We start from the raw sequence: 10,724 nt of genomic DNA, 5'->3' as shown, positions 1-10,724 counted from the left end.
ACACCCTCATGGCCGACCAGCTCGACACCGCCATCGAACAACACGGCAAGGGCGACCTCGCCGCACTCCTCACAGGCAGCGACACCTGGACCGTCACCGGCCGGCCCATGACCTGATCGCAACGGCTCTGCCGAAATGACGGCAACGGGACCTCCGGTATCGAGATGGTGTTCGTATTTTCTCGGCCATCGAAGGTCCCGTTCGCGCGTCCGAAGGCCGGAAACAACGGTGGTGTCGCGGGTGTCACACCCCTGGCCGGGGTGGAAAAGGGGGTCAACTGCTTTTTATGAAAAGGGTGTTGCCATACTGGTTCCGCGGCGTGTACGGAACCGAGTTGGAGGCACTGAAATGATCCGCACTGTGGTCCCCGTGGGATTGGCGACGGTACTCACGGCAGCCGGCCTGATGCACTTCATCTGGGCGTTCTCGCCCTGGCCGATGAAGGATACGGTGACGTTCACCAAAACGATCGGTGGTACCGACGACGGCGTGATGCCGTCGGCGGCGAGCGCCATGATGGTGGGCGTGGCACTGATCGGTGGCGCGGTGCTCACCCTCATGGTCAATGAGTCGATCCCGTCGATCGGCCCCGACTGGCTGCGGCTGACGGGCATGTACGGGCTGGCCGTGGTGCTGCTCGCCCGTGGTTTCGGCGGGTATTTCATGAACTCCGGCGCCGCCAGTGAATTCCAGCGCTGGAACAGTGTCCTGTACTCGCCGCTGTGTGTGACGCTCGGCGTCCTGGGCGGCGTGGTCGCGGTAGCCGCGAGCAGGCGTTACTGACCCACCGGGCGGGTGCCGTCGGAGCCCCGGACCGTGCGGGTCCGGTGGCCGAGGGGCACCCGTCGGTGTCCTCGCCCGGTCGCCGCCCAGCGGAAGCGGCACCCGCCCCGCCCCTGCGGCCCGCGGAAGCGACGCTCGCCCCGATCCTGCGGCCCCGCGGCACCGCGGCGCCCCGCCCCTGCGGCCCCGGAGACGACACCCGCCCAACCCTTGCGGCCCCGCGGAAACGACACTCGCCCCGACCCTGCGGCCCCGCCGCACCGCGGCCGCCCGGCCGGGGGCGCGCCAACGCGCGGCGCGTACCCCGGCCCCGTCGAGGCCCCACCCGCATCGCGCCCCCGTCCCTCCCCGGGCGGTCCACCGCGACCATCGGCGCAAACCTCCGAAACCGGCCGGGGCATCAACCTGCACCGCGCGCCCCGGCTTCGATGACGTATCCGGCCACGCTGGCAGCAAGCTGCACCGTCGCCCCGGAACGCAGAACACCGGTTTCGCTTGTGTCGCGCACCGTGCCGTTCCCCGCACGCTGTGTGCCCGGGGTGTCCGGTCCTGGCCAACCAGAGCCCTTCACACCCCCGTTCAAGCCATGATCGCGCCTACGGTGGGCCCCTGACCACAAGTCGCACGGGGATGAGTCAGCTCACAGATGCGCACTGCTTCCAAGCCACCGGCACCGCTGTCCGGGTGTGGGGTGGACCACTTACCGGGATGTCATCGGGAAGCCGGCACCACCGCCGGCCGGGACGCGCCGCGGGCCGGCGCTCCCTCCGGTGAGCGGCACGGCCCACGCCGTGCCGGCACCGCGTCCCCGGTCCTCGCCGCCCACCGGCCGGCCGCCGGCACGACCGCGCCCACCGGGGCGGGTCCCGGCCCACGGCAGCGGTGCCCCGGCCGCCTCCCGGCACGTCTCGCGCCTGTCGCCACCTCCTCGCTCCCGGACGACGTCCACGCCCTTCATCCGATTCGGCCCACACGCCGCGTTCGGCGTGCCCCGATGCCAGGAGACAGACCCGACCGTGACTTCCTCGACGCTCCCCACCACCGCGTCCCCGGCCACCGCCGCCTCGACCCCCCTCCCGTCACGCACCCCTGCGGCCACCCTCACCGACCTGCTCCTGGCCGCCGCCGAGCAGTACCCCGCCTCCGGCCTGCGCCACTGCCACGGCGCGGCCCGCCTCGGGTACGAGACCCAGACCCACCCCGAGCTCCTGGAGCGGGCCCGCCGCATCCTGTCCGGACTGCGCGCCCGGGGGCTGCGACCGAAGGACAGGGTCGTCATCGTCCTGGACCGCTCGCAGGACTTCCTGCCCACGTTCTGGGCGGCGGTGCTCGGCGGCTTCCTCCCCTGTCCGATGGCGGCACCGGCGGGCGACCCGGTGGCCTTCACCGAGCGGCTGCACCATGTGGCCGCCCTGCTCGGCGACCCGCTGACCGTGACCACCGCCGCCCTCGCCGGCAGCCCGGTGCGCGGCAACGGACTGCGGGTGGCCACGCTGGAGGAGCTGGGCGACCACCGGCCGGCCGGCGCACCGCACCGCGCCGAGCCGGACGACACGGCACTGCTCATGCTGACCTCCGGTTCGAGCGGCGCCCCCAAGGCGGTCATGCTCAGCCATGCCGCCCTGCTCGCCTCCATGGCCGCCAAGAACGGCCACCAGCGGCTCACCGCCGCCGACACCACGCTCAACTGGGTCTCCTTCGACCACGTGGCGGCGCTCCTGGAATGCCACCTGCTGCCGTTGTCCACGGGCAGCGACCAGGTCCACGCACCGGCCGCGGCGGTGCTCGGCGATCCGCTGGAATTCCTGCGACTGGTCGACCGGCACGGCGTGACGATGACCTTCACACCGAACTTCCTGCTCGGGCTGATCAACGCGGCGGCCGGCCGGCTGGCCGCCGAGCCCCGGCCCCTCGACCTCAGCAGCCTGCGACACATCGTCAGCGGCGGTGAGGCGGTGGTCGTGTCCACCGGGGAGACGTTCCTGCGCGGGCTCGCCCCGTACGGCCTGGCGCCCGACGCCCTGTGGCCGGCCTTCGGGATGACCGAGACCTGCGCGGGGAGCGTGTACTCCCGCGGCGCCTTCCCCGAGGCCGACCGGGGCGCGGAGTTCGCCCACCTCGGTACGCCGGTCGAGGGGCTGCGGATGCGGGTGGTGGACGAGGACGGGCGGGTGCTGCCCGACGGCGAGGCCGGCGAACTCCAGCTGCGCGGCCCCATGGTCACCTCCGGCTACTTCAACGACCCGCGGGCCACCGCGGAGGCCTTCACGGCCGACGGCTGGTTCCGCAGCGGCGACCTGGGCCGCATCGACGGCGGCCGGCTCACTCTGGTCGGGCGCAGCAAGGACAGTGTCATCGTCAACGGCGTCAGCCGGTTCAGCCACGACATCGAGACCGTGCTCGAACGGCTCGACGGGGTCACCCGCTCCCATGTCGCGGCCTTCCCCACCCGCCCGGCCGGCAGCGACACCGAGCAGCTCGTGATCGCCTTCACCCCCGACCTCCCGGCCGGTGCCGAAGCCGGCCTGCACGGTGTGATGACGGCCATCCGCAGCACCGTGGTGATGCACTGGGGCTTCCGCCCCGCGCTGGTGCTGCCCCTGCCCGCCGAGGCCTTCCCGAAGACCAGCCTCGGCAAGATCCAGCGCGCTCGGATGCGGCGCAGCCTGGAGTCGGGCGCGTACGACGCCGAACGGCGCGCCGCGGACGACCTGCGGCAGCGGATGCTGGGCGGCCACACACCACCGGAGGGGCCCCTGGAGCGGGCGATCGCGGAGATCTACGCCGAGGTGTTCGGCCTGGACCCGGCCGCGGTCAGCGCCACCGCGAGCTTCTTCGACCTGGGCGGCACCTCGCTCGACATCCTGCGGCTGCGCGCGATGGTGGCGCAGCGCCTCGGCGCCACCGGGATGGAGGTCGTCACCGTCCTGACCTCGCCCACGGTCCGCGGCCTGGCCGCCCGCCTCGCCGGCGGCACCCCGGCCGGGACGGCCGGCGCGACCGGGGCCGGCGCCCGCCCGTACGACCCGGTCGTGCCGCTGCAGACATCCGGTACCAAGACCCCGCTCTTCTGCGTCCACCCGGGCGTCGGCGAAGTGCTGGTCTTCGTCGGGCTCGCCACCTACTTCACCGGTGACCGCCCCTTCTACGCCCTGCGCGCCCGCGGCTTCAACGAGGGCGAGAAACCCTTCGGCTCCTACGCGGAGATGGTCGACACCTATGCGGCCGCCATCCGGGCGCGGCAGCCGCACGGCCCGTACGCCCTGGCCGGCTACTCGTACGGCGCCTCGGTGGCCTTCGAGATCGCCAAGGTCCTGGAGGCCGGGGGAGAGCGGGTCGACTTCGTCGGCAGCTTCAACCTGCCGCCGCACATCAAGTACCGGATGCAGGAGCTGGACTACACCGAGACCGCCACCCACCTGGCGGCCTTCCTCGACCTCATCGACAAGGAGCAGGCCGTCCGGCTCCCGGCCGTCCTGCGGGCGCTGCCCCGGGAAGCGCAGGTGGCCCGCCTGATCGGCCTCGCCCCGGCCCGGCGGCTGGCCGACCTCGACCTCGACGAGGAGAAGTTCGCCGCCTGGGCGGAGGTCGCCGACGCGCTGACCGATCTGGGGCGCGGCTACGAGCCGGCCGGGACGGTGCGTTCGATGAGCGTCTTCCACGCCGAGCCGCTGCGCGGCACCAGGGAGGACTGGCTGGAGCGCGAACTGCGCCGCTGGGACGAGCACACCACGGAGCCCAACCGGTACCTGGAGGTGCCGGGCGAGCACCACACCCTGATGGGGCCGCGCCATGTGGCGGCCTTCCAGGCCGTCCTGCGCCGCGAGCTGGACCGCTGCCTGGCCGACGCCGACGCCGCGTGCGCCACCGGCAGCACCGTACGCACCACTGATCACGGGGGAGAGGCGAAGTGACACGAGGCAGGAAGATCCTGATCACCGGCGGCACCGGGCAGGTGGCGCGGCCGGTCGCACTGGCCCTGGCCGCGGACAACGAGGTCTGGTGCCTGGGCCGGTTCGGCACCCCGGGCGTCGAGCGCGAACTGGCCGACGCGGGGATCACCACCCGGCACTGGGACATGGCGGACACCTCGGAGGACGCGTTCCGGGGCGTGCCCCAGGACTTCACCCATGTGCTGCACTCCGCTGTGGACCGCGGCGAGGACGGCGACGTCAACCGCACCACCGAGATCAACACGGTGGCCACCGGCCGCCTGATGAACCACTGCCGCCGGGCCGCGTCCTTCCTGTACGTCTCCACGGGCGCCCTGTACGCCCGGCGGACGCTGGACCACGCCTACACCGAGGACGATCCGGTGGACGCGTCCGCCGACTGGCTCCCCGCCTACCCGGTGGCCAAACTCGCCACGGAGGGCGTGGTCCGCGCGTTCGCCCGGGTGCTGGGCCTGCCCACCACCATCGCTCGCCTCAACATCGCCTACGGGCCAGGCAGTTACGGCGGTGTGCCGATGCTGTACTTCCGGCAGATGCTGGCCGGGGCGCCGATCGCCGTGCCACGGTCGGGCCAGAACTGGTGCTCGCTCCTCCACACCGACGACCTCGTCGCGCACGTCCCGCACCTGTGGCGGGCCGCTTCCGTCCCCGCCACGCTGGTCAACTGGGGCGGCGACGAGCCGGTCGGCGTCACCGACCTGCTCCGGCACATCGAGGCGCTGACCGGCGTCGAGGCCCGGCTCCTGCCGAGCGAGGTCACCCGGGAGACGTACCGGTTCGACCCCACACTGCGCCGGCGGCTCACCGGCCCCTGCCGGATCGGCTGGCGCGACGGCATCGAGCGCACCCTGCGTGCCCTGCATCCGCAGCACGTCCAGGTCTGAAGCAGTTCCACCGACAACGGGGACACACGACATGAACAGCATGACGACGGCCGCGAGCGCGGCCACGGCCACCGGCGCGACCGCCCGCGACGAGCACCTGGCCCTCATCGAGCGGGCCTACCGTGCCTTCCACGACCGCGATGTGGCCGCGCTGCTCGCCACCCTGGACCCGCGGGTGGAGTGGGTGCACCCCGAGGGGATGGCCGAGTACGGCCTCGGCGGTACCCGGCACGGCCACGCGGGAGTCCGGGAGTTCCTCTCCCGGGTGCCGGAGGTCCTGGGCGGGATGCGCCTGGAGCCGCAGGAGTACGTGGTCTCCGGGGACCGGGTCGTCGTCTTCGGCGTCCGCCGGGTCACCTCGCTCAGCGGCACCACCCGGACCCTGTCCTTCGTCCACTCCTGGACGCTGCGGGGCGGAGTCGCGGTGCGGATGGAGGACGTCTTCGACACGGTGGTCCTCCACCGCCTCATCGAGAGCTGACCCTCCGAAAGGAGGCTGCCGCGCCCCGGTCGCCGGGCCGGCCGGCGGCACGGCGGCCGGCCCGGGCGAGCCGGCCGTACGCGGGCCCGGGCCCCGGAGGACGGGGTGACAGTTTCCTGCCCGGGGGCCGGACAACCCGCAACGGAGAGAACCTGGTTCGCGACGTTCCGTAGAGCGACCGGCAGGGCATGACAGCTACCTGTCCCCCGGTGGTTGCGGCCCGGGAAAGTGGCCTAACGTCGCACTCACCATTTACGAACGCAGGGCGCCGCTTGAGCATCACTGTTCGCCGCGCGCGTTTCGCCGAAATGTTGATGAGACTCAAGGCAATGCAGTACACACGGGGGAGTCACGGAAGCATGCAAGGTGAAGTATGGGCATCCGTGCCACATGGCAGGACCGAGTCGCTCGGTGCGTGCATCGCATAGGGATGCGCAGCGCTCGTTTTTAGGTATTTCTGCCGGAGTTTGACGTTCCAAAGGCTTTCTTCGGTGCGCTTTTCGGCGCGCCGCGACGCCGACCCTATTTGGTGTGCCGGGAAAGCCGCTCCGGCGCAGTCGGAACGTCCCGTAGCGAGAGATTGCCCGACCGCGGACCAACGGGTCCGGCGGTCCGGTGTGGACGAGGCCGTGACTCATTGGCGCAACAGGGGAGCGCGCGGCATGGGAGCAGTCGAGAACCTGGTCGCATCGCCGCGCCCGGGTCAGGAGGGATAGGCGTGGCCACCGACAAGAACGACATCATCGGAGCCCTGCGGAGGTCGGTCAAGGAGACCGAGCGCCTCCGGCGACAGAACCAGGAACTCGTGGACCGGGCGAACGAGCCGGTCGCGATCGTGGGCATGGGATGCCGGCTGCCGGGCGGGGTGACCTCGCCGGAGCAGCTGTGGGAGCTGGTGGCGTCGGGCCGTGACGCGGTGTCGGAGTTCCCGGGCGACCGCGGCTGGGACCTGGACGGGCTGTTCGACCCCGACCCGGACCACCCGGGGACCGCGTACACGCGGGAAGGCGGCTTCGTCGAGAAGGCCGGGGAGTTCGACGCGGAGTTCTTCGGCATCAGCCCGCGCGAGGCCCTCGCCATGGACCCGCAGCAGCGGCTGCTGCTGGAGACCGCGTGGGAGGCGATGGAGGACGCGGGCATCGACCCGACCTCGCTCCAGGGCAGCGACACCGGTGTCTTCTGCGGGCTGATGTACGCGGACTACCAGCACCTGGCCGGGATGAGCGACCGGCGTGACGAGATCGAGGGCTACCTCTACATCTCGTCCGCCGCGAGCGTGGCGTCCGGGCGCATCAGCTACACCTTCGGTTTCGAAGGCCCCTCGATCGCGGTCGACACCGCGTGTTCGTCGTCGCTGGTGGCGATCGCCCAGGCGATCACGTCGCTGCGGTCCGGGGAGTGCTCGCTGGCCCTGGCCGGCGGTGTGACCGTGCTGTCCCGGCCCAACATCTTCGTCGAGTTCAGCCGCCAGCGTGCGCTGTCCCCGGACGGCCGGTGCAAGGCGTACGGGGCCGGCGCGGACGGTGTCGGCTGGAGCGAGGGCTCCGGACTGCTCGTCCTGGAGCGGCTGTCGGACGCGCGCCGCAACGGGCACCGGGTGCTGGGGCTGCTGCGGGGCAGTGCCGTCAACCAGGACGGTGCGAGCAACGGCCTGACCGCCCCCAACGGCCCCTCGCAGGAACGTGTCATCCGGCAGGCCCTTGCCAACGCCGGGCTGTCGCCGGCCGAGGTGGACGCGGTCGAGGGCCACGGCACCGGCACGCCGCTCGGCGACCCGATCGAGGCCCAGGCGCTGCTGGCCACCTACGGCCAGGAGCGGACCGCCGGTGACCCGCTGTGGCTGGGATCGCTGAAGTCCAACATCGGGCACACGCAGGCGGCCGCCGGCGTCGCCGGTGTGATCAAGATGGTGCAGGCGATGCGGCACGGTGTGCTGCCGCGCACCCTGCACGCGGACGCGCCGTCACCGCACGTCAACTGGTCGGGCGGGCAGGTGGAGCTGCTCACCGAGGCCAAGGAGTGGCCCGCGTCGGACCGCCCGCGGCGGGCCGGTGTGTCCTCCTTCGGGATCAGCGGCACCAACGCGCACGTCATCGTGGAGGAAGCACCCGCCGACACACCGGCGGAGGAACCGGCCGCCGCGGAGCGGCCGGCGGGCGCGGTACCGGTGGTGCTGTCGGCCCGCAGCGACGCGGCCCTGCGGGCGCAGGCGGAGCGGCTGCGGGCCCGGCTGGCCGCCGGCCCGGAGGTGTCCGTCGCGGACACGGCGTTCTCGTCGGTGCGTACGCGGGCGTTGCTGGAGCGGCGTGCGGTGGTCACGGCGTCCGGCCGTGACGAGCTGCTGGCGGGTCTTGCCGCGCTGACCGCGGGCGAGACCGAGGTGGGCGGCAGGACGGCCTTCCTGTTCACGGGCCAGGGTGCGCAGCGGGCGCGGATGGGCGCGGAACTGGCGGCACGCTTCCCGCGGTTCGCCGAGGCACTGGACGAGGTGTGCGCGGAGCTCGACCCGCGGGTGGGCCGTCCGGTGCGGAGCCTGCTGGACGCCGAGGAGGGCTCCGACGAGGCCGCTCTGCTGGACTCCACGGAGTACACGCAGGTGGCGCTGTTCGCCGTCGAAGTGGCCCTGTTCCGCCTGGTGGAGTCGCTGGGCGTCCGCCCGGACTACCTGGTCGGGCATTCGGTCGGTGAGCTGAGCGCCGCCCATGTGGCGGGTGCGCTGTCCCTGGCCGACGCGTGCGAGCTGGTGGTCGCCCGCGGGCGTTTGATGGGCGCGTTGCCCGCCGGTGGCGCGATGGTCGCGGTGCAGGCCGATGAGGCCGAGGTCGCGGAGTCGCTCGCCGGGTTCGAGGGCCGGCTGGATGTCGCGGCGGTGAACGGGCCGCGTGCGGTGGTGGTCTCCGGCGACGCCGACGCGGTGGAGGAGTGGCTGCCGCGGTGGGAGGGGCGCAAGACCACGCGGCTGCGGGTCTCGCACGCCTTCCACTCCGCGCGGATGGAACCGATGCTCGCGGAGTTCGAGGCCGTGGCGCGCGGAGTGCGCTTCGGCGCCCCGCGCATCCCCGTGGTGTCGAACGTGACCGGGCAGCCGGTGCCGGCCTTCGACGCCGCGTACTGGGTCCGGCACGTGCGGCAGGCCGTGCGCTTCGCCGACGGCGTGCGGACCCTGTGGAAGCTGGGTGTGCGCCGCTTCCTGGAGCTGGGCCCCGACGCGGTGCTGACCGCGATGGCCCGCCAGACCCTCGACGGCGAGAGCGGTGCGGTGTTCCTGCCGGTGCTGCGGGCCGGGCACCCCGAGCCGGCGGCGTTCGCGAACTTCCTGGGCCGGACGTACGCGTCCGGGCTGCCGGTGGACTGGGAGGCGTACTACGCCGGTACCGGCGCGCGCCGTATCGACCTGCCCACCTACGCCTTCCAGCGCGAGCACTACTGGCCGGCGCCGGGCAGCGGGGCGGGCGACGTCACCGCGGCCGGCCTGAACCGCGTCGACCACCCGATCCTGGCGGGCGTGGTACGGCTCGGGGACCGCGACGAGTGGGTGTTCACCGGACGCGTGTCCGCCGACACCCAGCCCTGGCTCGTGGACCACCAGCTGTTCGGCACCACCGTCGTCCCCGGCGCCGCACTGGTCGACCTGGTCCTCGCGGCGGGTGCCCGCACCGGTCTGCCGGCCCTCGACGAGCTGGTGCTGGCGGCCCCGCTGCTGCTGGAGGACGGTGCCGCCCGGCAGCTCCAGGTCACCGTCGGAGCGGCCGGCGACGACGGCCGCCGCGAGGTGGCGGTCTACTCGTACTCGGAGTCCGATGAGCTGCTGCTCTCCTCCTCGCACCCGGAGCCGGGCGACGGCGAGACGGACGCCGTCTGCCACGCGCGGGGCGTCCTGAGCCACGGGACCACGGCGGCCGTCGCGTCGCAGTGGCCCGCCGTGTGGCCGCCGGAGGGCGCGGAACCCCTGTCGGTGGACGACCTCTACACCCACCTGGCCGACATCGGCTACGGCTACGGCCCCGCCTTCCAGGGCGTGCAGGCCGCCTGGCGCGACGGCGACCGGTGCTATGCGGAGGTGGCGCTCCCCGACAGCGCCGGCGGTGGCGCGCACGGCATGCACCCCGCTCTGTTCGACGCCGTGGTGCAGAGCGCCGTCTTCCCGCTGTCCGCCCCCGGCGACACCCGCCTCCGCGCGCCGTTCAGCTGGGGCGACGTGCGGATCGACCGGCCCGGGGCCACACGGCTGCGGGTGCGCTCGACCCTCACGGGCGACGACACCGTGCGCCTGGAGGCGGTCGACGAGACGGGCGCCCCGGTGCTGACGGTCGCCTCCCTCGCCGTCCGCCCCGTCCAGCAGGCGAGCCTCGACAGCGCCAAGCGGTCGCTGTACACCCTCGACTGGACGCCGGTCACCGCGGCCGGCGCGGCCGTACGAGCGGTGGACCTGGCGGAGCTCGACCAGGCACTGGCCGAGGGCTCGCCCGACGTCGTGGTCACGTCCGTCGGGAGCCCGGCCGACTCGGCGCCGGCCGTCGCCCGGGCCGCCCTGGAGCTGGTGCAGCGGTGGCTGGCGGATGAGCGGGTGGCCGGTGCGCGGCTGGTGTTCCTGACGCGTGGTGCGGTGTCGGTGGCCGGTGA

5 protein-coding genes are annotated in these 10,724 nt (G+C 73.1%); all 5 read left to right on the top strand.

The window, feature by feature from the left end; translation table 11 throughout:
* Window positions 1-348 precede the first annotated feature (348 nt).
* The gene (locus ACIA79_RS33415) at window positions 349-783 is read left to right on the top strand and encodes a DUF3995 domain-containing protein (protein WP_399432187.1); all 435 of its coding nucleotides are present in this window, start codon (window positions 349-351) and stop codon (window positions 781-783) included.
* Between the two features lie 1,016 nt (window positions 784-1,799).
* A complete protein-coding gene (locus ACIA79_RS33410; RefSeq protein ID WP_399432186.1) occupies window positions 1,800-4,697 on the top strand; it encodes an AMP-binding protein in 2,898 nt (965 codons plus the stop codon).
* On the top strand, window positions 4,694-5,620 hold the full coding sequence (locus ACIA79_RS33405) for an NAD-dependent epimerase/dehydratase family protein (protein WP_399432185.1): 927 nt from the start codon (window positions 4,694-4,696) through the stop codon (window positions 5,618-5,620). Before ACIA79_RS33410 ends, ACIA79_RS33405 begins: the two co-directional genes overlap by 4 nt.
* Before the next feature lie 31 nt (window positions 5,621-5,651).
* Window positions 5,652-6,101, top strand: coding sequence for a nuclear transport factor 2 family protein (locus ACIA79_RS33400; protein WP_399432184.1), 450 nt, complete (start codon window positions 5,652-5,654; stop codon window positions 6,099-6,101).
* A gap of 718 nt (window positions 6,102-6,819) precedes the next feature.
* Window positions 6,820-10,724: type I polyketide synthase (locus ACIA79_RS33395; RefSeq protein ID WP_399432183.1), on the top strand; the 3,905-nt coding region annotated here is incomplete at its 3' end.

The organism is Streptomyces sp. NPDC051310, from assembly GCF_044455245.1.
Lineage (GTDB): Bacteria > Actinomycetota > Actinomycetes > Streptomycetales > Streptomycetaceae > Streptomyces.
This window is presented reverse-complemented; position numbering and strand designations above follow the sequence as displayed.